This window comes from Kitasatospora sp. NPDC056531 (assembly GCF_042794375.1).
GTDB lineage: Bacteria > Actinomycetota > Actinomycetes > Streptomycetales > Streptomycetaceae > Kitasatospora.
In genome coordinates this window covers 1-23,536 of record NZ_JBHTTU010000097.1, presented here as the reverse complement: position 1 = coordinate 23,536, position 23,536 = coordinate 1, and the positions used below count along the sequence as shown (strand labels likewise).

Below are 23,536 nucleotides of genomic sequence, written 5' to 3'. Positions count from 1 at the left end.
TCGACACACCCCCACCCAAGCGAACTTCCATCCCCGAGAAGGCAGTCATGCCATCCATTCACCCGAACGTGTCACGTGCGGAGGATGGGGCTAGCTGGTCGTCAGGACGGCGCTCTGCTGGGGCAGCTGGAAGGTCGGGGTCGGCTGGGGATCGTACTGCAGGAGCAGCATGGCCGCGTCGTCGCCGAGTTGGCGGCCGACGTGGCGCACCACGTCCTCGTGCAGGCGCTGCAGGACGTCGGCGGGGCGGCCGTCGGCGCAGCGCGGGAGGCGTTCGGCGAGCGGGTAGAAGGCGCCGGAGCGGTCCCGGGCCTCGATCACCCCGTCGGTGAACAGCAGGACCCGGTCGCCGCCCTGGAGCGGGACCCGGTGCACCGGGGGGTGGACGTCGGCCGGGTCGAGGACGCCCAGCGGCGGTACGGTGTCGGCGAGTTCCAGCGGGCGGACGGTGTCGCCGCGCAGCAGCAGCGGCGCGGGGTGTCCGCAGTTGACGAGCTCGGCGGTGCCGTCGGGGCCGACGCCGATCAGCACGAGGGTGACGAACTCCTCCTCCACGCCGGGGTGGTCGTTCTCGTGCAGGGCGCGGTCGAGGCTGACGGCCAGCCAGCCGGCCACCCGATCGAGAGCGGGTTCCTGGTGGGCGGCCTCACGGAAGGCGCCGAGGACGGCGGCGGCGGTCTCGACCGCGCCGAGGCCCTTGCCGCGGACGTCGCCGACCACGGCCCGGACGCCGTGGCGGGTGTTGACGACCTCGTACAGGTCGCCGCCGATGCGGGCGTGTGCGGCGGCGGCCTCGTAGTGGACGGCGGCGCGCATGCTGCCGACCTTCTCGGGGACGGGCCGCAGCAGGACCCGGCGGGCGATCGAGGCGACCAGCTGGGCGTCGGCGAGGGCGCGCTCCTGACGCAGTCTCAGGGTGGCGCTGACCCAGCCGATCGTGGCGACCAGCAGGATCGCGATGACGCTGGCGGCGTGCACGGACTCGCCGAGCGCGTCGCTGCGGAAGGCCATCAGGAAGGCCGCCGCCTCGGTGCACAGGCCGATGACGAGCGGGTACCAGGTGCGGCGGCTGACCACGGCGGCCAGCGCGGGGACGGCGGTGAGGGCGGGTTCGACCGTCACCTCGGTGCCGCTGAGGTAGTCGAGGACGACGATCAGCGCCATGCCGATGAGGGGCAGCGCGAGCGCCGTCCTCGGCCAGGTGCCGGTCGCGCCCGGGGCGGGTCCCGGGGTCGGCCCGGTGAACCGCTCTCTGATCCATCCGGTCGCGCTCAACTTCGGTCTCTCCAGCAGAAGGCGCCGATGCCCGGGGGCACCTGCGGTGATGACTGAGGGTTAGGGAACGCGGGCCTCGCTGGCGGCCGGAGCACGGGGGTTGACCGGTTACCGACCCCACAATAGGCGCGAAACGTATGCGACGCACAGGTTTCGGACGTCGATGTGATGACTTGGATGCTCTGCGTGACTCATTAGTCACTGTTCCCGATCAGGAGCCGTTCCAACTCTTTTCGGTCGGGAAGTCCTTCCGGACGGACGATCCGCCCGCTGCGGACGTACAGGAACGAAGCCGTGACCTGCTCGGGATCCACGCCCGCCTGCTCGGCCCAGGCCAGCCGGTAGACCGCGAGCTGCAGCGGGTCGGCGGTCTCCTCGCGATGGGTCTTCCAGTCCACCACTTCGTAGCGTGACGCACCACCCGATTCTGACAGCACGTCACCGTACCGGTAGACCGCGTCGATCCGGCCGCGCACCACCCGCCCCGCCAGCACCAGCTGGAACGGCGCCTCCACCCGGTGGGGCCTGCGCTGGGCGTACGGGGTGCGCAGGAACGCCTCCTTGAGCCGCTCCAGGTCCTGCTCGTCCTCGATGCCGTCGTCGTCGGCGCCGGGCAACGCGCCGGGCTCGATCAGCAGCAGCGGCTCGATCCGGGACTGCACCCAGGCGTGGAAGCGGGTGCCGCGCCGGGCGGCGGGCTGCGGGGGGCGCGGCATCGGGCGGGCCAGGTCGTGCGCGAAGCCGTCCGGGTCGGCGGCCAGGCGCAGCAGCTGGGTGGCGGACAGCGCGGCGGGTAGCGGCACCTCCCGGGCGGTGCGCCGGGAGCGCTCCAACTCGCCCAGCAGCGCGGTCAGGTCGCGGTCCCAGGAGGCCACCTGGCGCTGGTCCTCGGCGGCCATCGGCTCGGGTTCGGGGGCGGGCGCCCCGGCGATCCGCCCGCGCACCACCGCGGCGACCCGGCGGCGGGCGTGCTGGGCGCCCGGGTCCAGCGGCAGCGGCCAGGGGCGTTCGACGGCGGCGGCCAGCGCCGGGTTCTCGGCGCCCTTGTCCGGCTGCTCGGCCCAGTGCTCGACCTCGCCGGCGCCCGGCCGCTCGCAGTGCTCGCGCAGCCGCTCCAGGAAGGCGGACGGGCCGCGGACGGTCTTCTGGCTGGGCCCCCACCAGTGGCCGGAGGCCAGCAGCAGCGCGCGGGGGCGGGTGAACGCGACGTAGCCCAGGCGCAGTTCCTCGGTGCCGGAGTGCTCGGCCAGCTCCTTCTTGAACGCGGCCATCGACTTGCCGTTCCAGCCGCCGCGCACGTCGGGCAGGGTGGCGGCGTCGCCGCGCAGGGCGTGCGGGAGCACGCGCTTGGTGCTGGTCCAGCGTTCGCGCGGGGTACTGGACGGGAACGCCCCCTTGACCAGGCCGGGGACGGCCACCACGTCCCACTCCAGGCCCTTGGACTTGTGGGCGGTGAGCACCTTCACGGTGTCCTCGCCTCCGGGCAGGCTGCTGTCCAGGCCCCGCTCGTACTCCTGGGCGGCGCGCAGGAAGCCGAGGAAGGCGGCCAGGCCCGGGTCGCCGTCCAGGTCGGCGAAGGAGGCGGCGACGTCCAGGAAGGCGTGCAGGGTCTCCCGCCGCCGGGCGGCCAGCGCCTGCGGGGAGGCGGCGAGTTCGACCTCCAGGCCGGTGACGGCCAGCACCCGGTGCAGCACGTCCATCAGCGGGTCGGCGAGCGAGCGGCGCAGCTCGCGCAGTTCGGCGGCGAGCCGGGCGAAGCGGACCCTGGCCTCGGCGGAGAACGGCAGGTCGTCCGGCTGGTCACCCCCCTCACCGGGTGAGGCGGTGAGGAAGGTCTCCACCGCGTCGGCCAGCGAGACCACCTCGGTGGGGTCGGCCTCGGCGACGGCCGCGGCCAGCGCCGACACGCCCTCGGGCCGCTCGGTGCGCACCAGGTCGACGGCGCGGCGGCCGAGCAGGGCGAGGTCGCGCGGGCCGATCCGCCAGCGCGGGCCGATCAACAGGCGTACCAGGGCGGCGTTGGCCGTCGGGTCCTGCAGCACCTCGCAGACCGCCACCAGGTCGGCCACCTCGGGCAGTTGCAGCAGCCCGCCGAGGCCCACCACCTCGACCGGCACCTCGCGGGCGACCAGGGCGGCGTGGATGTCGGGGAAGGCCGCGCCGCCGCGGCACAGCACGGCGATCCGGCCGGGGGCGGTGCCGGTGCGCACCAGGTGGGCGATCGAGTCGGCGAGCCAGTCGACCTCCTCGGCGTGGGTGGGCAGCAGCGCGGCCCGCACGTAGCCGTCCTGTTCGGCGCCGGGGGCCGGGCGCAGCGCCTCGACGCCCTCGTGCATGGCGCGCAGCGGGGCGGCGAGTTCGTTGGCGAAGGCGAGCAGGCGCCCGCCGCTGCGGCGGTTCTCGCTGAGCGCGTAGCGGTCGGCGGGGCGGCCGTCGGCCTTCGGGAAGTGCCTCGGGAAGTCGTCCAGGTTGGCGACGGAGGCGCCGCGCCAGCCGTAGATGGCCTGGCAGGGGTCGCCGACGGCGGTCACCGGGTGGCCGCCGCCCCGCTGGTCGGGGCCCGCGCCGAACAGGCCGGCGAGCATGAGCCGCTGGGCGACCGAGGTGTCCTGGTACTCGTCGAGCAGGACGACCTTGAACTGGCCGCGGAGCAGTTCGCCGACCTCGGGGCGTTGCTGGGCGAGGCGGGCGGCGGCGGCTATCTGGTCGCCGAAGTCCATCAGTCCGGCGGTCTGCTTGCGGCGGCGGTAGTCCTCGACCAGGCGCAGCAGTTCCAGTCGGGCGCGGGCGGTGGCGGGGACGGCGCGCAGGTCGTCGTTGCTGAGCTTGACGGTGGCGAGGGTGTCGAGCAGCTCCTCGTCGTGGGCGCGCAGGGCGGCGGGCTCGACCAGGTGTTCGGCGAGTTCGCCGTCCAGGGCGGTGAGGTCGGCGACGAGGTTGGCGAAGGTGCCGGTGAGGGCGGGGAAGGGCCCGCGGGCGGTGCGCAGCACCTTGGCGGCGAGCTGGAAGCGGGTGGCGTCGGCGAGCAGGCGCACGTCCGGTTCGATGCCGATCCGCAGGCCGTGCTCCTTGAGGAGGCGGCCGGCGAAGGCGTGGTAGGTGGAGATCTCCGGGTCGCCGAGGGGGTCGGTGTCGGCCCGGTCGGCGATCCCGGCCCGGAGCAGGTTGGCGCGCACGCGTTCGGCGAGTTCGCCGGCGGCCTTGTTGGTGAAGGTGAGGCCGAGGACCTCCTCGGGCCGTACGGCGCCGGAGCCGACCAGCCAGACGACCCGGGCGGCCATCACGGTGGTCTTGCCGGAGCCGGCGCCGGCCACGATCACGGCCGGTGCCAGGGGGGCGCCGATGGCCGCCATCTGCTCCCGGTTGAACGGGATGCCCAGCAGCTCCTTGAGCTGGTCGGGATGGCTGAGCACGGCGGTCACCCCGCAACCGTAACCGGAGCGGCGGACAACCCGGGATCGGGCCGTGCCCCGGGTCACGGCCCCCGGAGGCGAGCGGGCGCTCAGAGAAACCGTGCCTACTCCACGAGCTGCGCGCCGTCCCGCTGGGCGGAGCAGCTGCGGCGGAAGGTGCAGCGGTCGCAGCCGCCGCCGGTCTGCGGGACGAAGCGCTCGGCGAGGACCTTGCCGGCGGCCTCGGCGAGCAGGTTCTCGATCCACGGGTCGGCCTCGGGCGGCTCCTGGCGCTGCACCTTGGGGGCGTCCGGGGCGGCCTTGGCGGCGGGTTCGCGCAGGTGGACGAGTTCGGCGCCGCCGGTGGCCGGGGGGCGGGCGGTGAAGCCGGGCAGCTCGTTGAGGGCGCCGGCGCGCACGGCGAGCTGGTAGACGGCGAGCTGCTTGTGCTCGGGCAGCGACTTGTCGGTGGGTATCTGCTTGCCGGTCTTGAAGTCGACCACGTAGGCGCGCCCGGCCCGGTCCTTCTCGACCCGGTCCATGGAGCCGCGGATGCGCACCGAGACGCCGCCGACGTCGAGGGTGACGTCGAAGCCGTGCTCGGTGGCGACGACGTCGCGGCCGCGTTCCAGGACGTGCCAGCTGAGGAAGCGCTCCAGGGCGGCGCGGGCCTCGCCCTTCTCCTGCTGGGACTTCCAGGGCGCGTCGAAGGCGAGCGCGTCCCAGACGGTGTCCAGGCGTTCCATGAGGACGGAGAGGTCGGCGGGGGTGCGGCCGGAGCCGACCTCGTCGGCGAGGGCGTGCACCACGTTGCCGAAGCCCTGGGCGGCGGAGCCGACGCCCCGGGCCTTGACCTCCTTGTCCAGGAACCACTGCAACGAGCAGTTCTCCAGCTGTTCCAGGCCGCTGCCGGACAGCCGTACGGGCAGGTCGGCGCTGCGCAGCGGTTCGGGGGCGGCGGTGGCGTCGTCCAGGCCCCACCAGCGGTCGGGGTGGGCGGCGGGCACCAGCGGCAGGCCCTCCTCGTCGGTGGCGGCGGCGAGGGTGGCGAGGCGTTCGGCGGCGGCGCGGCGCAGTTCGGGCGAGCGGGCGGGGTCGACGGTGACGGCGCGCAGTTCGGCGACCAGGGCGGCGACCGACAGCGGGCGGCGCGGGCGGTGGGTGACGTCCTCGACGGTGACCGGCGGGGTGCGGCGCAGCACCTTGCCGGTGCGCGGGTCGACGTCCTCGCGGTAGAGCTCGCGCAGGAAGCGGGAGGGCTCGTCGCCGTCGTCGGCGGGCGCCTTGACGGCGGTGACGATCAGCCGTTCCTTGGCGCGGGTGGCGGCGACGTAGAAGAGGCGGCGTTCCTCGCCGAGCAGGGCGGCCGGGGAGAGCGGTTCGGCGAGGCCGTCGCGCCCGATCCGGTCGGCCTCCAGAAGGGAGCCGCGGCGGCGCAGGTCGGGCCAGAGGCCGTCCTGGACGCCGGCGACGACGACCAGGCGCCATTCCAGGCCCTTGGAGCGGTGGGCGGTCATCAGCCGGACCGCCTCGGGGCGCACGGCGCGGACGGTGAGGGTGTCGGCGGCGATGTCCTGGGCTTCGAGTTCGGCGAGCAGGTCGAGGGCGCTGCGGTGGCCGGTGACCTGTTCCTCGGCGCGGGCGGCGGTCTCGAACAGGGCGCACAGCGCGTCCAGGTCGCGGTCGGCGTTGCGGCCGGCGGCGCCGCCGCGCAGCGCGGCGCGTTCCAGGCGTTCGCGCCAGCGGCGGCTGCCGTCCCACAGCTCCCACAGGGCTTCCTCGGCGGTGCAGCCGCCGGTGAGGCGTTCGCGGACCTTGCGCAGCAGGGTGCCGAGGTCGCGGGCGCGGCGGGCGGTCGCCGGGTCGAGGGCGATCAGGCGCTCGGGTTCGGCGAGGGCCTCGCGGATCAGTTCGCCGGCCGGGCGCGGGGCGGCGGCGGGGCGGCCTTCGGCGCGCAGGGCGGCGCGTTCCTCCTCGCGCAGGGCGCGGCCCAGGCGCCGCAGGTCGGAGCCGTCGAGGCCGCCGAGCGGGCCGGTGAGCAGGGCGTGGGCCAGGTCGACGGTGAGGGGGTCGGGGGTATCCGGGCCGACGGTGTCCGGGTCGGGGGTGTCCTGCTCCGTGGAGTCCGGGTCGCCGTGCCGGTCGCGGGCGGCGAACCGGGTCGCCTGTTGGGCGCAGACCCGCAGGGCGAGCAGCAGCTGGGCGACGGCGGGCTCCTCGCGCAGCGGCAGGTCGTCGCCGTCGATCTCCAGCGGGACGCCGGCCGCGCCGAGCGCCCGCCGCACGCCGGGGATGGAGCGGGCGCCGGCCCGGACGAGCACGGCCATCTCGCCCCAGGGCACGCCGTCCTCCAGGTGGGCGCGACGCAGCAGGTCGGCGATCGAGTCGAGTTCGGCGCCGGGGGTCGGGTAGGTGTAGACCTCGGCCCGGCCGCCCTCGCGGGAGGGCAGCAGGGCGCGGTGCTGGGCGAGTTTGTCGGCGGGCAGCCGGCCCATCGGCATCCGGCGGGCGAGCTCGCGGGAGGCGGCGAGCAGGACGGCGCCGGAGCGGCGGGAGACGCGCAGCACCTTGACCTCGGCGGGGCTGCCGTCGGCCTGTCGGAAGGTCTGCGGGAAGTCGAGGATGCCGTTGATGTCGGCGCCGCGGAAGGCGTAGATCGACTGGTCGGGGTCGCCGACGGCGACGAGGTCGCGTCCGCCGCCGGCGAGTTGGCGCAGCAGCCGGACCTGGGAGGGGTCGGTGTCCTGGTACTCGTCGACGAAGACGACCTCGTAGCGCTGCCGGAGCTCCTCACCGACCTCGGGGCGTTCGGCGAGCAGGACGGCGCGGTGGACGAGTTCGGCGTAGTCGAGGACGCCGCGCAGGTCGAGGACGTCGAGGTAGTCGGCGAGGAAGTGCGCGGCGGCGGCCCAGTCGGGGCGCTGGACGCCCTGGGCGAAGCGTTCGAGTTCGGCCTCGCCGAGGCCGAGTTCGCGGCTGCGGGCGAGGACGGCGCGGACCTCGTCGGCGAAGCCGCGGGTGGTCAGACAGGCGCGCAGGTCCAGCGGCCACTGGATGCGGGTACTGCCGAGCTTGGCGTCCTCGGCGCCGCCTGCGAGCAGTTCGCGGACCATGACGTCCTGCTCGGGGCCGGAGAGCAGCCGCAGCGGTTCGGCGTAGTCCTGCGGGTCCTGGTGGGCGCGCAGCAGGGCGTAGCAGAAGGAGTGGAAGGTGGTGGCCTGCGGGGCGGCGGCGGTGCCGAGGCGGCCGGACATCCGGTCGCGCAGTTCCATCGCGGCCTTGCGGCTGAAGGTGAGGACGAGGATCTTCTCGGGGTCGGTGCCGTCCTGGACGCGCCGGGCGACCGCCTCGACCAGGGTGGTGGTCTTGCCGGTACCCGGTCCGGCGAGGACGAGCAGCGGGCCGCAGGTGTGCTCGACCACGGCGCGCTGGTAGGCGTCCAGCGCGGGCGGGTCGGGCTGGACGAGCGGGCTGCGCACGAGCCGGTACGGCGAACTCATGCGCCCGCCTCGCTGCGCTCGGCAGGGGCATTCGCCCACACGCACCTTTCGATGGCTCGCTCGCTCCGCTCGCTCACGCGCCCGCCTCGCTGCGCTCGGCAGGGGCATTCGCCCACACGCACCTTTCGATGGCTCGCACGCTCCGCTCGCTCACGCGCCCGCCTCGCTGCGCTCGGCAGGGGCATTCGCCCGCACGCACCTCTTGATGGCTCGCTCGCTTCGCTCGCTCACGGAATTTCCTGGGGTCGTACACAGGAGCATGGTCGGGCGGGCCCGCCGGGGCCCGCCCGTATCGAGCCTACGGTCCCGCCCCGTCAATCCCGCCCGCGCGAACGGTCCGGTGAAATCTGCTCGCCGTCCCAGCGGGCCCGCCTCAGGTCGACCCGGGGCGGGTCGGCGAGTTCGCGCAGCGGGGTGCCCTCCTCGCTGTAGTGGGCGAGGGCGCGGTGCTCGTGCCCTGGCAGGAAGCGGCCGTCGGCGCGGATCACCCGCCACCAGGGCACCGAGCCGCCGTACAGTGCCATCACGCGGCCGACCTGCCGGGGACCGCCCTGGCCGAGGTACTCGGCGACGTCGCCGTAGGTCATCACCCTGCCGGGTGGAATCCGCTCGGTCAGGTCGAGCACGAGTTCGACGAAGGGCGGTAGGTCGTCCGGGAGGCCGCCGTCTGTTACGTCCGTCACCTGCGGCATTCTTCCTTACAGGGGCGCACGCGCGGCCCCGGGTGATCGATCCGCCGCGCCCGATCCGCCCCCTGTCCAGCACAGGGGCGCGGGACATGCCACCATCTTCGGGGCGGTGAGTGGTGATACGAGGACAAGACCAGATGACCGGGACGGCTGACGTGGGCGTGGACAGGGACTCCGACGAGTCCGGATCCGCCGTGCCCCCGGCGCCCGGCGGCGAGTCCGACGGCGGGCCCGAGCACGGGCCGACGCCGGAAGTCTCCCTGATCAAGGACCCGACGATCAAGACCCCCACGCCCGAGAAGACGCCCGAGCCGGCCGAGCGACCCCTCGTTCCGGTGCAGCCCGTCCAGCGGGGCGAGTACCACGACCCGCTGGACGACGCCCCGCACCTGGACGTCGACGAGCCGCTGCTCGCCGCCCGCGCGCACCGCCCGTCCGACCTGATCCGCTTCCTGGCCGGCGTCTTCGGGATAGTCGCCGTCTTCGTGCTGGCGGGCATCGCCACCTCGACCACCACCGGCATCGAGCAGGACATCGCCACCAACGCGCCGCACTTCTCCGCGGTGCTGTCCACCATCACCGGCCTGGTCTCCAGCGTCGCGGTGCTCGCCGTGCCGCTGGCGTTCGCCGTCGAGCGGCTGATCAAACGCGACGGCCTGCGGGTCGCCGACGGCGTGCTCGCCTCGGTGCTGGCGTACGGCGTCTCGCTGGGCATCGACTGGTGGGTGGCGGAGGGCGCCTCCGATCACATCCGGGACGCGCTGACCCGGCTACCGATGGACAGCAACGGCACCCTCACCGACCCGGTGCACGGCTACCTCGCCCCGGTGATCGCCTACATGACCGCCGTCGGCATGTCGAGCAGACCCCGCTGGCGGGTGGCCCTGTGGGTGGTGGTGGTCTTCAGCGGCGTCACCGAGCTGCTCGGCGGCTACACCACCCCGCTGTCGCTGCTGCTGACCGTGCTGATCGGCTGGTCCGTCGCCTACGGCACGCTGTACGCGATCGGCTCCCCCAACATCCGGCCCACCGGCCAGCACCTGATGATCGGCCTGCGCAAGGTCGGCTTCACCCCGGACGGCGCCCACCGCGCCCCGGACGCGCCTGGCGGCACCCGCCGCTACTACGTCACCCAGCAGGACGGCCCGCCGCTGGACGTCCACATCATCGACCGCGAGCAGCAGGCCTCCGGCTTCTTCTACCGGGCCTGGCGGCGGCTGCGGCTGCGCTCGGTGGCGGTGCGCCGCAGCCCCCAGTCGCTGCGCCAGGCGCTGGAGCAGGAGGCCCTGATCGCGTACGCGGCGGCCGCCTCGGGCGCCCGTGCGCCGCAGCTGGTCGCCACGTCCGAGCTGGGCCCGGACGCCGCGATCCTGGTGTACGAGAACGTCGAGGGCCGCACCCTGGACGAGCTGGCGGACGAGGAGGTCACCGACCAGGTGATGGCCTCGCTGTGGCAGTCGGTGGCCGCCCTGCACGAGCGCCGGATCGCCCACCGCCGGCTCACCGGGGAGTCGCTGCTGGTGGCGGCGGACGGGAAGACGGCCTGCCTGGTCAACCTCTCCGGCGGCGACATCGCCGCCACCGACCTGACGCTGCGCATCGACGTCGCCCAGCTGGTCACCACCTTCGCGCTGCGGATCGGCCCCGAGCGGGCCGTGGCCACCGCCAACGCGGTGCTCGGGGCCGACCGGGTCGCCCAGGCGCTGCCGCTGCTCCAGCCGGTCGGGATGAGCCGCTCCACCCGGGTCGACCTCGCCAAGCTCACCAAGGAGCGCAAGGCCGCCGCCCGGGCCAGGGCGCTGGAGCAGGTCGCGGCCGGCGAGCGCACCCAGCAGCAGGCCGAGGAGGACATCGCGGCGGCCGGCGAGGACCTGCTCAGCCGTATCCGCGGCCAGATCCTGCAGATCGCCCCCGAGGCGCCGATGGAGCCGGCCAGGCTGGAGCGGCTGAAGCCGAAGAGCCTGATCATGGTGATCGCGCTCACCTTCGCCGCCTACCTGGCGCTGACCACCATCAAGCCCGCCCAGCTCAAGCTGTCCCAGATGAACTGGGCGTGGGCGGCGGCGGCCCTGCTCGCGGCCGCGTTCAGCTACGTCGCCGCCGCGATGAGCCTGACCGGCTTCGTCCCCGAGCGGCTGCCGTTCCGGCGCACCGTCGCGGCCCAGCTGGCCGGTTCCTTCGTCAAGCTGGTCGCCCCCGCCGCGATCGGCGGCATCGCGCTCAACACCCGCTACCTGCAGAAGGCCGGCATCCGCCCCGGCCAGGCGGTCGCCTCGGTGGGCGCCTCCCAGTTGGCGGGCCTGGCCGGGCACCTGCTGCTGCTGTTCAGCTTCGGCCTGATCACCGGCAGCCAGACCAACGGCGACCTCTCCGCGTCCCGCGCGGTGATCATCGGTGTGCTGACCGCCGCCGTGCTCGCCCTGGTGGTGGCCGCCGTCGCGCCGCTGCGGCGCTTCGTGCTGGGCCGGCTGCGCTCGCTGTTCTTCGGCGTGGTGCCGCGGATGCTCGACCTGATGCAGACGCCCAGCAAGCTGTTCACCGGCTTCGGCGGCATCCTGCTGCTGACCCTCTCCTTCACCGCCTGCCTGGACTTCTCGGTGCAGGCCTTCGGCGGCGACGTCAGCTTCTCGGCCGTCGCGGTGGTCTTCCTGACCGCCAACGCGGCCGGCTCGGCGATCCCCACCCCGGGCGGCATCGGCCCCGTCGAGGTCGCGCTGATCGGCGCGCTGACCGTCGCGGACGTGCCCCCTGCGGTCGCCACCCCGGCGGTGTTCCTCTACCGGGCGCTCACCTTCTGGCTGCCGGTGCTGCCGGGCTGGATCGCCTACAACGTGCTGCAGCGCAAGCACGCGCTCTGACCGTACGGGAAGACGCACGGGAGGACGCGCGAAGGGAGGGCCCGCCGGACGGCGGGCCCTCCCTTCGCGTCAGCCTCTTCTAGTAGACCGGCTTGTGCGGCTCGATCTGGTTCACCCAGCCGAGCACGCCGCCGCCCAGGTGGACGGCGTTGGCGAAGCCCGCGGCCTTCACCACGGCCAGCACCTCGGCCGAGCGCACGCCCGACTTGCAGTGCAGCACGATCTTCCGGTCCTGCGGCAGCTTCTCCAGCGCGTCGCCCATCAGGAACTCGTTCTTCGGGATCAGCACCGCGCCGGGGATGTTGACGATCTCGTACTCGCCGGGCTCGCGGACGTCGATGAGGTAGATGTCCTCCTCGTCGTCCTGCCACTGCTTGAGCTGCTTCGAGGTGATGGTCGAACCGGCTGCGGCGGCCTGCGCCTCCTCCGACACGACGCCGCAGAAGGCCTCGTAGTCGATCAGCTCGGTGACCGTCGGGTTCTCACCGCAGACGGCGCAGTTCGGGTCCTTGCGGACCTTCACCTGGCGGTAGTTCATCTCCAGGGCGTCGTAGATCATCAGCCGGCCGACCAGCGGGTCGCCGATGCCGGCCAGCAGCTTGATCGCCTCGTTCACCTGGATCGAGCCGATGGACGCGCACAGCACGCCCAGCACACCGCCCTCGGCGCAGGAGGGGACCATGCCCGGCGGCGGGGCCTCCGGGTACAGGCAGCGGTAGCAGGGGCCGTGCTCGGCCCAGAACACGCTGGCCTGGCCGTCGAAGCGGTAGATCGAGCCCCACACGTACGGCTTGCCGAGCAGCACCGCGGCGTCGTTCACCAGGTAGCGGGTGGCGAAGTTGTCGGTGCCGTCCACGATCAGGTCGTAGCCGGAGAAGATCTCCATCACGTTGGAGTTGTCGAGGCGCTCCTCGTGCAGGATCACGTCGACGTAGGGGTTGATCTCCTTGACCGAGTCCCGCGCCGACTCCGCCTTGGAGCGGCCGATGTCGGCCTGGCCGTGGATGATCTGGCGCTGCAGGTTCGACTCGTCGACCACGTCGAACTCGACGATGCCCAGCGTGCCGACACCGGCGGCGGCCAGGTACATCAGCGCGGGCGAACCCAGGCCACCGGCGCCGACGCACAGCACCTTGGCGTTCTTCAGCCGCTTCTGCCCGGCCATCCCGACGTCCGGGATGATCAGGTGGCGGGAGTACCTGCGGACCTCGTCAACGGTGAGCTCGTCGGCCGGCTCGACCAGGGGTGGCAACGACACGGGGACTCCGATGGGTGTCTTGTTCAGGTGGCCCAGGGCCGCCTCGGACGGGGTTGCTGCTCCGCCACTCAGGTGGCTCTCTAGGCCAACAGTGTCACGCCCCTCCGGTATTCCGAGACGGCCCGTCCGATGGGCGAGACGGGCCGCGCCGGATCGTGGAACCGGCCGACGGGCCCCACCCGGCGGCCCGGGGCCCGTGATTCCGGGCCCGGGACACCCCCGGAGCGAGCTCACACCCGGCAGGCCGTCTCCAGCCAGACGTCCCCCAGCGACTCCTCCAGCGGCACCTGTGTCCGCCAGCCGAGACGGTCCCGGGCGGTGCGCACGTCCGCCTGCCGCCACGGCACCGGCTCGCCCGGGGCGGGTCGGCCCTCCGGCCGGTGACCCTCCGGCCGGTGCCCCGGCATGTACTGCCCTGACGGGTGGTGATGGCCGGGCAGGTGGTCGCCGCCCGGCCCGCCGGCCTGCGCGGGCAGCAGGACCTGGCGGTTCTCCTCGACGATCGACCCCTCGAAGCCCGAGGCCCGCACCAGCAGCTGGGCCGCGTCCCGGGCCCGGACGGCGTGCCCGCTACCGATGTTGATCACCCCGGTGGCGGCCGAGACCGCCGCCGCCTGGATCGCCCGCGCGACGTCCCGCACGTCCACGAAATCCCGGTATCCGGACAGGTCCGGCATCCGCACCTGGTTCTCGTCCCGCTCCAGCGCCCGCCGCAGGCCCTCGGCGAGCCGCCCGAACAGCGAGGCGGTCGGCGCCCCCGGGCCCACCACGTCGAACACCCGCAGCACCGCCGCGTCCAGCCCGGAGGCCAGCACCAGCTCCGTCCCGGCCAGCTTGGACACCCCGTACGGGCCGACCGGCCGCGGCTCGGCCTGCTCCGAGACCGGCACCCCGCCGGGCACCGGCCCGTACTCGGCGGCCGAGCCGACGTGCACCAGCCGGGCGGGCTCCCGGCTGCGCCGGATCGCCTCGCAGACGGTCGCGACGGCCAGCGTGTTCGACCGGATCAGGGTGCGCGAGCTGCCGTAGGTGGCGCCCGCGCAGTTGATCACCACCTGCGGCGCGACCGCGTCCAGGAAGCGGGCCAGCGCGCCCGGGCTCCCGGTGGTCAGGTCGAAGCGGATGTCGGCCGAGTCGCGCCGGCCGAGCACCGTCACCTGCAACTCCTGGTCCATCAGCAGACGATCGGTCACCCGGCGGCCGATGAAGCCGTCGGCGCCCAGCAGCAGCACCCTCATCGGGGGCGTCCTTCCACGAAGCGAGGTCGGGGACGACCTGGCGGACTGAGAACTACGAACGAACAGCGTTTTTCGAGCGTCGGAGGGGCGGGGCGGCGGACGGTCGGACGTCGCGGCGTCAGCGGTGCGCGCCGGCTCGGCCGAGCCGCGCCCAGGCGTACGCCAGCAGCACCGTCGCGACCGCGCCGCCGCCCAGCAGCACGGCGGCCGGCCCGGAGCGGCCCAGGGCGAGCGGCACCGCCGCCGCGGCGGGCCCGGCCAGCGCGCCCAGCGCGGCGGCCGTCGTCCGGCCGCAGCGGGCCACCAGCACGGGCAGCACCAGCAGCAGGCCCAGCACGCCCTGCGCCGCCCACTGCGCGGGGCCCGCCCGCTCGGCGGCCAGGTGCAGCAGCCCGCCGCCGTGGCCCGGCCCGGGGCGCGGCGCCACCACGGCGAGCACCGCCAGCGCGGCGTACGTCAGCACCGCGAGCACCGCCAGGTGCAGCGCGAGCGCGACCGGCAGCACCGGCCGCATCCGGGCCCGGAACTCGGCCAGCGTGCGGGCCGCCCCCAGGTGGCCGCGGCCCACCTGCCGATACCAGCGGGCCGCCCGCTCGGCCGAGCCCGCCGACACCGCGGCGGCCAGCACCAGCGCGACGGCCAGCGGCCGGTCCCCGCCCGGTACGGCCAGCGGGAGCAGCAACAGCGCGGCCAGGCCCAGCCCGTGGCCGAGCGCGGCGGGGCGCAGCCGGGAGCCGGGGAACGGGGACGGGGCAGGGGCGCGGCCCGGGGCGGGGCCCAGGGCGTCGGGGCGAGCCGGGGCGGTCGGCGGCGGGTCGGGCTCGGCCGGGGCGGTCAGCGCGGGCAGCAGTACCAGCGGTACGGCGGCGGGCAGCAGCACCGGCCAGCGGGCGCCGAGCGCGGCCACGGCGGCGCAGGGCGGCGCGGCCAGCGCGGCGGCGGTCAGGGCGGCCCGGGTTCCGGCACCGCGCCGCCCGGGCCGGGGTGGGTCCGGCGCGGCGGGCGGGCGGCGGGGCACCCGGGCGTACAGCTCCTCGGCGAGCGAGAACAGGTCGGCGTGCCGGCAGCGGGCGGCGGCGTCCGGGCCGAGTCCGGCCTCCTCCAGCCCGGCGGCGATCTCCAGCGGGTCGACGGCGCGCTCGCACAGCTCCCGGTGCTCGGCCATCACCTCGCGCACCGGGTCGACGCTGCCCGCGGCCGCGCCGCCGGACATCAGACGGCCTCCGCGAGCTCTTCGGCGTGCTCCTGCCCGCCGGGGTCGTCGCCGCGCTCCCGTCGGGTGTCGGTGCCGCAGGGCAGTGCGGCGAGGCGGGCACCGCGGGGGTGCCGGGCGGCGGACTGCTCCGGGGTGCCGGGGTCCTCGCCGCCGCCGTCCGGGTCCCCGCCGTGGCCCGGGCGCGGGCCGTCGGTGAGCCAGTACTCGGCGGGGCGGGCGAAGGGGCGCGGTGCCCGGCCGTCCTCGCCGCCGTCGCCGCCGGGGAAGGCGGGGTACTGGGAGACCAGCTCCAGGTAGATCTCCCGGAAGGCGCCGATCACCGGCTCGACGGCGAAGCGTTCCTGCGCCCGCAGGCGCCCGGCCAGCCCGAGCCGGGCCCGCCGCTCCTCGTCGCGCAGCAGCGCCAGGCAGGCCCCGGCCAGGGCGCGCGGGTCGCGGGCGGGCACCAGCAGCCCGGTCGGGCCGACCACCTCCCGGGCCACCCCGACGTCGGTGGTCACCACGGCCCGGCCGCTCAGCATGGCGTCCGCGAGCAGTCCGGGGCCGCGCTGGGAGAGCGCCGTGAAGACGGTCACCGTGCCGCCCTCCCAGGCCCGGGCGAGGGAGCCGGGCCGTCCGGCGAAGTCCACCGCCCCGGTGGTGCCCAGCCGCTCGGCGACCGCCGCGCAGTGCGCCCGGTAGCCGGGGGCCGCCTCCTCGCCGTGGATCACCAGGCGGGCCTCGGGCAGTTCGGCGCGGACCCGGGCGAAGGCGTGCAGCATCAGTTCGGGGTCGCGGCCCGGTTCCAGCGCGCCCGCCCACACCAGGGTGGGCCGCCCGGGCTCGGGCCCGGCCGCCGGGCGGTCCACGGCCGGGGTGCCCTCGTTCACCACCCGGGTGCGCGCCGGATCGGCCCCGCAGCGGCGCTGCCACTGCTGGTCGTGGGCGCTGCCCGGGGTGAGTATCGCGGCCTGCCGGTAGGTCTCCTCGGTGAGGGCCCGGAAGAAGGCCAGCAGCAGCGCCCGCACCGGCCACCGGTACGGCGCCTCGCGGTAGCCGAGGTACTGCTCGCGCAGGTGCAGGCCGTGCTCGGTGACGACGAACGGCACCCCGTGCAGGTGCCGGGCGACCAGGGCGGGCAGTGCGGCGGGGCCGCCGCCGACGACGTGGCAAAGGTCGACCCCGCCCAGGCCCCCGGGCCCGGTGCCGTACCAGGGCGCGGACAGCGGCCGCAGGCACTGCTCCAGCAGGTCCGCGGCAACCAGGACGTCGCACACCAGCGGCTGCCCGGCGGAGGTGTCCGCGCCGGGCAGCCGCCAGGTCCGTTCCAGGACCCGCCGGGCGTGCGCGGAGGCGAGGAAGGCGGGCAGCGTGCCGTCCTCCCCCGCCAGTGCCGCCAGCCGGTACAGCCCGGCGCCGAAGCCGGCCCGCTGCCCGGGCAGCACGAGCGCCCGCACCAGTTCCTCGTACGCTCCGGCGTACTGGCGTCTGCGCCGCGCGCCCGGCGCCCGGCCGCGCGGCCGGCGCCCCCACAGCGCGAGGTCGCGCGCCCCGAGCCAGGGGGGCGAGAGCCGCTCGGCGGCGCCCGGGACAGCCCCCGCGCCCCCGGGGCCGGTCAGCAGGTACAGCTCGAACCGATGCTCCGGCAGGCCCTCGACCAGCCGGTCGCACCAGGCTCCGGCACCACGCCGGGGATGCGGACGGGTACCCTCGGTGAGCAGGGCGACGCGCACGGAAGACCTCCTTCTGCCTCGGAGCGGGGCGATGACGGCAGCCCTCGGTCAGGGCCGGCTGTCCCCTCGCACCCCTGGGACGCCCCTCGGGAAGGGGCCACGGGAGCCGCGGGGCCGTACGCCGGGACCCTTTCCCGGGCCGCCCGCCGTGTGCTCCGGCGTCAGCGGCCCTCCCCCACACCTGTTCGGTCCGGCAGCAGAAAGGTAGGACCGGCCCGGGGCGATCCATCGGTCACATGCCTGGCTGCCACCTGAACGAGTGAACCGCCGTGACCTCGCCCCGGACCGGGCCGTTAGCGGGCGCTATACGCGGGCGTCGTCCGCGGGGCGCCCGGTGCGCCGTGGTCAGCGGCCGGCGTGCGCGATCAGCTCGCGCACGGAGCGGGCGACCGCGTCGGGGTGCTCCATCATCGCCACGTGCCCGGACTCCGGCAGCACCAGCAGCCGGGCGTCCGGGAAGGCCGCGCAGGCGCGGCGGGCCGAGCGGTAGGCGACCAGCTTGTCGCGCAGCCCGTACACCAGCAGCACCGGCGCCCGGACCTGCTCGGCCTGCCGCCACAGCGCCTGGTCGCCGCGCTCGGTGTACGCCGAGACGATGCCGCGGGCGGAGCCGATCAGCGCCTGCATCGCGTGCGGCACCTCCAGCCGGCGCCGGTACTCGGCCACCGCCTCGGCCCGGGTGGCCGGGCTCAGGGCGGCCGGGTCGCCGTAGACCAGCCGCAGCAGGTCCTCGGTGGCGGCCTCGATGTCGCGCCGGCCCGCGGGCAGCCGGCGCAGCAGCGCGGGCACGCCGGGCAGGGCGAGCAGGCCGGTGGGCCAGGCGGAGCGCTGCGGGGGCAGTTCGGGCAGGGCGGGCGAGACCAGGGTGAGGCTGCGGACCAGGTCGGGGCGCAGGGCGGCGAGCCGGACGGCGACGGCGCCGCCGAGCGAGTTGCCGAACAGGTGGACCGGTCCGCGCCCGGTCGCCTCCAGGTAGCCGATGACGGCGCGGACGTGGCCGGAGACGCTGAGGTTGCCGTCGGTGGGCGGGGTGGAGCGGCCGAAGCCGGGCAGGTCGACGGCCTCGCCGTCGACGAGGCCGCCGAGGCGGTCCATGAGGGCGGTCCAGTTGGCGGCCGAGCCGCCGAGGCCGTGTACGAAGAGCCCGGGTTCGCGCCCGTCGGGGCCCGCTTCGTCGGCGGGGCGGTGCACCGCGAGCACCGCCCCGGGGACCTCGACCGTACGTACCTGCTGCTCAGTGCTGCTCATGGTGGACGATGGTATTGAGCCCCGGCCGCGGGCGGTGTGGCGTGGTCCGGCCGTTCCACCCCTCGTCACACCACTGCCGACGCCGAGGTCAGCGCCGTATTGTGGGCTCCTGACAAGGAGGCCGGGCAGCTTTTCTCGCCTTCGCCGAACGCGGGCGCGGTTACCGAAAAGTAGAATCGGCCCTCTTGCCAGCCCCGAACAACCCGAAGTGAGGAGCGCCGTGACGGCCATCCAGGAGGCGCAGGAGCGCCCGCGCGGTGCCCGCCTGCCGCGAAGCGCCCGCCGTGAACAACTGCTCGGTGCCGCCCAGGAGGTGTTCGTCGCGCAGGGTTACCACGCGGCCGCCATGGACGACATCGCCGACCGCGCCGGGGTCAGCAAGCCGGTGCTCTACCAGCACTTCCCCGGGAAGCTGGAGCTGTACCTGGCGCTGCTGGACAAGCACTGCGACGCCCTGGTCGAGTCGACCCGCGAGGCACTGGGGACGACCACCGACAACAAGCTGCGGGTGGCCGCGACGATGGAGGCGTACTTCAACTACGTCTCCAGCGAGTCGGGCGCGTTCCGGCTGGTCTTCGAGTCGGACCTGACCAACGAGCCGGCCGTGCGCGAGCGGGTCGAGCGGGCCTCCGAGGCGAGCGCGACGCTGGTCAGCCAGGTGATCCAGGAGGACACCGACCTGCCGGAGTCGGAGTCCAAGCTGCTGGCCGCCGGGGTCTGCGGCCTGGCCCAGATCACCGCCCGCTACTGGCTCTCGCAGGGTCTGGAGATCCCGCGCGACGAGGCGGTGCGGCTGGTCGCCAGCCTGGCCTGGCGCGGGCTGAAGGGCTTCCCGATGCACCCGGGCGATCAGGCCGGGGAGGGCTCCGCTCAGCGGTGACGATCCGCTGACCTTCGCCTGGGCGGTGATCGGGTGCTCTATGGTGAAGCCGTACGGCGCGGTCGCCGCGAACGCCTGTTCCGGGCGGTCCGGTGCCGCGCGTGGAGGCTGCAACCCCGGAGGGACGGAAGCCGTGGAGGTCAAGATCGGCGTGCAGAACGCGCCGCGCGAGATCGTGATCGAGAGCTCGCAGACTGCCGATGAGGTCGAGAGCGCGGTCGCGAAGGCGCTGGAGGGCTCCACCAAGCTCTTCTCGCTGACCGACGAGCACGGCCGCCGCGTCATCGTCCCGGCCGAGCGCCTGGCGTACGTGGAGATCGGCGAGCAGGCCGCCCGCAAGGTCGGCTTCGGCACCCTCTGAGGCGCCGTCCGAAGCTCGTTCCCGGTGCCCCGTTCCCCTCAGGGAGCGGGGCACCGGCGCGTGTACGGCGGGGTGGGGCGGGGTACGCCGACTGGTGCGGCACCGCTGCCGCGCGCCCGTCCCCCGGGGAGGCTGCCGTGCTGGTCGAGTCGATCGCCTTCGCCCTCGTCGGCCTGGTCACGGGCGCGGCCGCGCTGCTGGGCCTGCCTGCGTACTTCCGGGCGTCCCGCCCGCTGGTCGCCGGCACGGCGCCGGCGGCGGCGCTGCTCGGCGGGGTGGTCGCTCACTTCTGCCTGGACGGGCGCTACCCGGTCGTCGCGGTGGCCTTCTCGGCGCTGGCCGCGGGGGTGCTCACCTCGCTGCTGGCCCGGCCGGACCTGGCCGCCGGCCGGGCGCCGGCGCACCGGCACCACCCGCACCGGTCCGGTGCCCACCGCGCGCCGCGGCGGCACCGGCCGGCCTGACGCCGCTCAGGAGGCGAGGCCGAGCGCGGCCATCCGCCTGGTGTGCGCCTCGGTGATCCGGTTGAACATCTTGCCGACCTCGACCAGGTCGAAGCCCTGCACATGGACGCCGCCGACCAGCAGGTTGGACAGCGCGTCCCGCTCGGCGACCACCCGCTGGGCCTGGCTGAGCGCCTCGCCCATCAGCCGTCGGCCCCACAGGGCGAGCCGTCCGCCGGCCCGCGGGTCGGCCTCGATGGCCTGGCGGACCTTGTCGACGGCGAACTGGGCGTGGCCGGTGTCGGACATGACGCCGAGGACCAGCTCGCGGGTGTCGTCGTCCAGCCGGACGGCCACCTCGCGGTAGAAGTCGGTCGCGATGGCGTCGCCGACGTAGGCCTTGACCAGGCCCTCCAGCCAGTCCGAGGGCGCGGTCATCCGGTGGAACAGCTCCAGCGGCTCGACGAACGGGCGCATGGCCTCCTGCGGGTCGGCGCCGATCTCGGCGAGCCGGTCGTGCAGCCGCTGGTAGTGCTGGAACTCGGAGGAGGCCATCCGGGCCAGAGCCGCCTTGTCGGCGAGGTCGGGCGCCAGCTTGGCGTCCTCGGCGAGGCGCTCGAAGGCGCTCAGCTCGCCGTACGCGAGCGCGCCGAGCAGGTCCAGCACCGCCGCGCGGTAGCCCGGCTCGGCCGAGCACGTGGCCCAGTCGCCGATCGAGCCGGCCGCGCCGTCCTGCGTCTCACCATGGGTCTCCATGACCCGCCACCTTAGTCCCGCTCCGGCGCCGGCCCCACCACCCGGCGCAGCCGGGTGACCGCCCGGAGTGCCCGGTCACGGGCCGGTCCCCCGGGGCAATGTCAGACGCGTCACGTGTTCGAGTCGTCGCCTGACTGTATGGTGGTACGGAGCCCCGTCGTGCTCGCACGGTGTCACCGCCGTCTCGGTGGCCCGCGCAAGCCCGCTCCGTAGCGGCACCGTCCCCTCGGACGTGTCCGCACCGGAGGCACGGGTACTCACGTACGCGGATGCCCGGTCGGAGAGCCGATCGGCTCCGACCATGGCTTGGACTTCAAGCCTTGGCACCGCATCAGTGGCCGAGCGAGGGCCGCCGAGACCACGCCCCCTGGCGGAGGTCCCGCGCAGGTCCCTCACGGGAATCCTCCCCGACGCCGCCGGCGACGCGCCCCGCACCGGGCCGCGCGCACCGGCCGGCCGCAGGGACCGGCACGGTTGTGCGTCCGCGCAGCTGCATTCGGGGCCGCCCCGGCCCGTACGCAGCCGCGCGGTTGCCCGCCCCCGCTCGCTCTCGGCCCCTCCGAAAACGGAAGAGGCAGCACCCTGTCCACCACCGCTGAACCCATCAAGACGACGTTCCGGGAACTGGGGATCCTCCCGGAGACCGCCGAGGCACTCGAGTCCGTCGGCATCGTCCATCCCTTCCCGATCCAGGAGATGACCCTCCCGGTCGCGCTGACCGGCCATGACGTCATCGGCCAGGCCAAGACCGGCACCGGCAAGACCCTCGGCTTCGGCCTCCCGCTGATCGAGCGGGCCGTCGTGCGCGCCGACGTGGACGCCGGCCGGGCCACCGAGGAGCAGCTCTCCGACTTCCCGCAGGCGCTGATCGTCGTCCCGACGCGTGAGCTCTGCACCCAGGTCACCAACGACCTGCAGACCGCCGGCAAGGTCCGCAACGTGCGGGTCCTGGCCGTCTACGGCGGCCGGGCGTACGAGCCTCAGGTCGAGGCGCTCACCAAGGGCGTCGACATCGTGGTCGGCACCCCGGGCCGCCTGCTGGACCTGGCCGGGCAGAAGAAGCTGAACCTGTCCAAGGTCCGCGCGCTGGTCCTGGACGAGGCCGACGAGATGCTCGACCTCGGCTTCCTGCCGGACGTCGAGAAGATCATCACGATGCTGCCGGCCAAGCGGCAGACCCTGCTGTTCTCGGCCACCATGCCGGGCCAGGTGATCAGCCTCGCCCGCCGGTACATGAGCCAGCCGACCCACATCCGGGCCACCGCCCCGGACGACACCGGCGCGACCGTCGCCAACATCGAGCAGCACATCTTCCGTGCGCACTCGCTGGACAAGGTCGAGATGGTCTCGCGCATCCTGCAGGCCGACGGCCGCGGGCTGGCGATGATCTTCTGCCGCACCAAGCGCACCGCCGCCGACGTCTCCGACCAGCTGACCCAGCGCGGCTTCGCGGCCGGCGCGGTCCACGGCGACCTCGGCCAGGGCGCCCGCGAGCAGGCGCTGCGGGCCTTCCGCAACGGCAAGGTCGACGTGCTGGTCTGCACCGACGTCGCGGCCCGCGGCATCGACGTCGAGGGCGTCACCCACGTCATCAACTACCAGTGCCCCGAGGACGAGAAGACCTACCTGCACCGGATCGGCCGCACCGGCCGGGCCGGCGCCTCCGGTACGGCCGTCACCCTGGTCGACTGGGACGACATCCCGCGCTGGCAGCTGATCAACAAGGCGCTGGACCTGCCGTTCAACGAGCCGGAGGAGACCTACTCCACCTCGCCGCACCTGTACGAGCTGCTGAAGATCGCGCCGGGCACCAAGGGCGTGCTGCCGCGCTCGGAGCGCACCCGGGCCGGGCTCGGCGCCGAGGAGATCGAGGACCTCGGCGAGACCGGCGGACGCGGTTCCCGCTCCGGCCGCGGCGGGCGGAGCGGCCCGGGCCGTGCCGCCGTCGAGACCCCGGCGGAGGAGAAGCCGCGCCGCACCCGTGAGCGCCGCCGCACCCGCCGCGGCTCGGAGGTCGGCGCCGAGGGCGAGGCCGCCGCTGCCGCTCCGGTGACCGAGGGGACCCCTGCCGTCGAGGGCGCCGAGGGCGAGGCCGCGCCGCGCCGTCGCCGCCGTCGTTCGCGCGGTGGCGCCGCCGTGGCCGAGGCCGCCGTGGCGGTCGTCGAGGCGGCTCCGGCCGTCGAGACCGTCGCCGAGCCGGTCGCCGAGGAGAAGCCGCGCCGCACCCGGACCCGCAAGCCGAAGGCGGAGGCCGTCGAGGCCGTCGTCGAGGCGCCGGTCGAGGCCGCCCCGGCCGAGAAGCCGGCGACCCGCACCCGGACCCGCAAGCCCAAGGCCGAGGCCGTCGAGACGGCGACCGAGGCCCCGGCCGAGGAGAAGCCCGCCCCCCGGACCCGCACCCGCAAGCCGAAGGCCGAGGCCGTCGAGGCCGTCGCCGAGGCGCCGGCCGAGAAGCCCGCGACCCGCACCCGGACCCGCAAGCCCAAGGCCGTCGCGGAGACCGCCCCGGAGGCCCCGGCCGCCGAGGCCTCCGCCGAGGTCCCGGCCCCGCGCAAGCGCACCCGCACCCGCAAGGCCGCGGCCACCCCGGAGAGCTGACACCTCCCACCCCGAGGGGGGGGGGGGGGGAGTGGGAGACCCCCCCTCCCCCCCGAGAGTTCCCCCTCCCAACCAAAAGAAGGGCGTAAGGAAGGAGAGTGGGGATGCGGGC

15 protein-coding genes are annotated in these 23,536 nt (G+C 74.9%); 5 read left to right on the top strand and 10 right to left on the bottom strand.

What is annotated here, in order from left to right; translation table 11 throughout:
* Nucleotides 1-90 precede the first annotated feature (90 nt).
* From ACFQ87_RS38450 to ACFQ87_RS38435, 4 genes are all read right to left on the bottom strand, one after another.
* Entirely contained in the window at nucleotides 91-1,275 is a 1,185-nt protein-coding gene (locus ACFQ87_RS38450) for a PP2C family protein-serine/threonine phosphatase (protein ID WP_380615592.1), read from the bottom strand.
* A 194-nt stretch (nucleotides 1,276-1,469) separates the two neighbouring features.
* Entirely contained in the window at nucleotides 1,470-4,697 is a 3,228-nt protein-coding gene (locus tag ACFQ87_RS38445; RefSeq protein WP_380615591.1) for a UvrD-helicase domain-containing protein, read from the bottom strand.
* Nucleotides 4,698-4,792: 95 nt separating this feature from the next.
* The gene (locus ACFQ87_RS38440; RefSeq protein WP_380615590.1) at nucleotides 4,793-8,167 is read right to left on the bottom strand and encodes an ATP-dependent helicase; all 3,375 of its coding nucleotides are present in this window, start codon (nucleotides 8,165-8,167) and stop codon (nucleotides 4,793-4,795) included.
* Between the two features lie 314 nt (nucleotides 8,168-8,481).
* The gene (locus ACFQ87_RS38435; RefSeq protein WP_380615589.1) at nucleotides 8,482-8,859 is read right to left on the bottom strand and encodes an MGMT family protein; all 378 of its coding nucleotides are present in this window, start codon (nucleotides 8,857-8,859) and stop codon (nucleotides 8,482-8,484) included.
* 134 nt (nucleotides 8,860-8,993) lie between these two features.
* Here ACFQ87_RS38435 and ACFQ87_RS38430 point away from each other — a divergent pair, with 134 nt between their 5' ends.
* Nucleotides 8,994-11,714: a flippase-like domain-containing protein gene (locus ACFQ87_RS38430; protein ID WP_380615588.1), complete on the top strand. Its 2,721-nt coding sequence runs from the start codon at nucleotides 8,994-8,996 to the stop codon at nucleotides 11,712-11,714.
* A gap of 79 nt (nucleotides 11,715-11,793) precedes the next feature.
* On the opposite strand, the gene moeZ is transcribed toward ACFQ87_RS38430, so the two are convergent.
* The 5 genes from moeZ to ACFQ87_RS38405 all read right to left on the bottom strand — a co-directional run bounded on the left by moeZ (nucleotide 11,794) and on the right by ACFQ87_RS38405 (nucleotide 18,386).
* Entirely contained in the window at nucleotides 11,794-12,972 is a 1,179-nt protein-coding gene (gene moeZ, locus ACFQ87_RS38425) for an adenylyltransferase/sulfurtransferase MoeZ (protein WP_380615587.1), read from the bottom strand.
* A gap of 230 nt (nucleotides 12,973-13,202) precedes the next feature.
* Entirely contained in the window at nucleotides 13,203-14,210 is a 1,008-nt protein-coding gene (locus ACFQ87_RS38420) for an NAD-dependent epimerase/dehydratase family protein (RefSeq protein ID WP_380615586.1), read from the bottom strand.
* Nucleotides 14,211-14,328: 118 nt separating this feature from the next.
* The gene (locus tag ACFQ87_RS38415; RefSeq protein ID WP_380615585.1) at nucleotides 14,329-15,423 is read right to left on the bottom strand and encodes a hypothetical protein; all 1,095 of its coding nucleotides are present in this window, start codon (nucleotides 15,421-15,423) and stop codon (nucleotides 14,329-14,331) included.
* A complete protein-coding gene (locus tag ACFQ87_RS38410) occupies nucleotides 15,423-17,138 on the bottom strand; it encodes a DUF3492 domain-containing protein (protein ID WP_380615584.1) in 1,716 nt (571 codons plus the stop codon). Before ACFQ87_RS38410 ends, ACFQ87_RS38415 begins: the two co-directional genes overlap by 1 nt.
* A 345-nt stretch (nucleotides 17,139-17,483) precedes the next feature.
* Entirely contained in the window at nucleotides 17,484-18,386 is a 903-nt protein-coding gene (locus ACFQ87_RS38405; RefSeq protein WP_380615583.1) for an alpha/beta fold hydrolase, read from the bottom strand.
* A gap of 220 nt (nucleotides 18,387-18,606) precedes the next feature.
* Here ACFQ87_RS38405 and ACFQ87_RS38400 point away from each other — a divergent pair, with 220 nt between their 5' ends.
* From ACFQ87_RS38400 to ACFQ87_RS38390, 3 genes are all read left to right on the top strand, one after another.
* Complete coding sequence (locus ACFQ87_RS38400; protein WP_380615582.1) at nucleotides 18,607-19,266, top strand: TetR/AcrR family transcriptional regulator; 660 nt, start codon at nucleotides 18,607-18,609, stop codon at nucleotides 19,264-19,266.
* A gap of 133 nt (nucleotides 19,267-19,399) precedes the next feature.
* Nucleotides 19,400-19,627, top strand: a complete 228-nt coding sequence (locus tag ACFQ87_RS38395; RefSeq protein ID WP_270144341.1) for a DUF3107 domain-containing protein — start codon at nucleotides 19,400-19,402, stop codon at nucleotides 19,625-19,627.
* A gap of 137 nt (nucleotides 19,628-19,764) precedes the next feature.
* A complete protein-coding gene (locus ACFQ87_RS38390) occupies nucleotides 19,765-20,091 on the top strand; it encodes a hypothetical protein (RefSeq protein WP_380615581.1) in 327 nt (108 codons plus the stop codon).
* A gap of 6 nt (nucleotides 20,092-20,097) precedes the next feature.
* Here the strand turns inward: ACFQ87_RS38390 and ACFQ87_RS38385 are convergent, their stop codons facing one another.
* The gene (locus ACFQ87_RS38385) at nucleotides 20,098-20,826 is read right to left on the bottom strand and encodes a ferritin-like fold-containing protein (protein ID WP_380615580.1); all 729 of its coding nucleotides are present in this window, start codon (nucleotides 20,824-20,826) and stop codon (nucleotides 20,098-20,100) included.
* 696 nt (nucleotides 20,827-21,522) lie between these two features.
* Here ACFQ87_RS38385 and ACFQ87_RS38380 point away from each other — a divergent pair.
* Nucleotides 21,523-23,424: a DEAD/DEAH box helicase gene (locus ACFQ87_RS38380; RefSeq protein ID WP_380615579.1), complete on the top strand. Its 1,902-nt coding sequence runs from the start codon at nucleotides 21,523-21,525 to the stop codon at nucleotides 23,422-23,424.
* Nucleotides 23,425-23,536: the final 112 nt, after the last annotated feature.

Bases quoted from the DNA above. Each gene is read 5' to 3' on its own strand.
- ACFQ87_RS38380 (WP_380615579.1), top strand. From the start codon at position 21,523: ATGACCCTCCCGGTCGCGCTGACCGGCCATGACGTCATCGGCCAGGCC.
- ACFQ87_RS38435 (WP_380615589.1), bottom strand. From the start codon at position 8,859: ATGCCGCAGGTGACGGACGTAACAGACGGCGGCCTCCCGGACGACCTA.
- ACFQ87_RS38440 (WP_380615590.1), bottom strand. From the start codon at position 8,167: ATGAGTTCGCCGTACCGGCTCGTGCGCAGCCCGCTCGTCCAGCCCGAC.
- ACFQ87_RS38405 (WP_380615583.1), bottom strand. From the start codon at position 18,386: ATGAGCAGCACTGAGCAGCAGGTACGTACGGTCGAGGTCCCCGGGGCG.
- ACFQ87_RS38415 (WP_380615585.1), bottom strand. From the start codon at position 15,423: ATGTCCGGCGGCGCGGCCGCGGGCAGCGTCGACCCGGTGCGCGAGGTG.
- ACFQ87_RS38385 (WP_380615580.1), bottom strand. From the start codon at position 20,826: ATGGAGACCCATGGTGAGACGCAGGACGGCGCGGCCGGCTCGATCGGC.
- ACFQ87_RS38430 (WP_380615588.1), top strand. From the start codon at position 8,994: ATGACCGGGACGGCTGACGTGGGCGTGGACAGGGACTCCGACGAGTCC.
- ACFQ87_RS38420 (WP_380615586.1), bottom strand. From the start codon at position 14,210: ATGAGGGTGCTGCTGCTGGGCGCCGACGGCTTCATCGGCCGCCGGGTG.